This window comes from Mesorhizobium sp. WSM4844, from assembly GCF_055811775.1.
In genome coordinates, this window is sequence record NZ_JBVVQB010000173.1 from 1 (window position 1) to 651 (window position 651).

Here is a 651-nt window from a genome sequence, read left to right on the forward strand (position 1 = left end):
TCGAAGACCCTGAACCGCAGGATGGCCGTTGCGGATTTCCCAAGTACCCTTGCGTCAATTTGCGCCGATGCTGCCGACGGCGACAAAGCAGGCGTCAATCTGGCGAAGCCCATCAGTGTCTATCTGAGCAGATACGGCGAACTGACTGCATTCAATTGCTTCATCCTGGATCAATCGGACTCCGCGAAAATCTATTTATCTTTAACCTGCCTTGCCGTTTTCGATGGCGGAAGCCCTGGCAGTTTCGCCGTCACCTCAACATTGCTGAAGGCGTGCCTGAATCTGTCAAACAAGGATACGCAGTCCACTATCGCGCAGGTTTTCGGCCGCTTCGGCCCGCCGAGCGACTCACCTTACTACCTGCGCGTCTTGCCCTGATCCGTATGCCAGACTCTGCATTCAGCCAGAAGGAGCAGCACGCTCGTTGAACATGTGAATACCGCACATTTCGTCAGCGGAAGCGACGTCGGTGGTGCGCTTTGTAGCGGGAAAGCCCATGCCCTATTGTGAAGACTTCGCGAAGGCGGACGGATGGTCCGCAGCGGATGTCAGCGTCCGTCTCAACAATAAGGCGGGCCGGAAATTTCTCACTTTCTTGCGAAGATCGGGGGTGACCACGGTCATTCGGTATTACGCGAGTTCCGAGAGGCC

General features: G+C 55.9%; 1 pseudogene. It reads left to right on the forward strand.

The annotated features are described in order from the left end of the window. A pseudogene (locus AC0L2A_RS36300) lies at nt 1–378 on the forward strand (glutamate acetyltransferase); the annotation flags it as partial. Between the last annotated feature and the right edge of the window lie 273 nt (nt 379–651).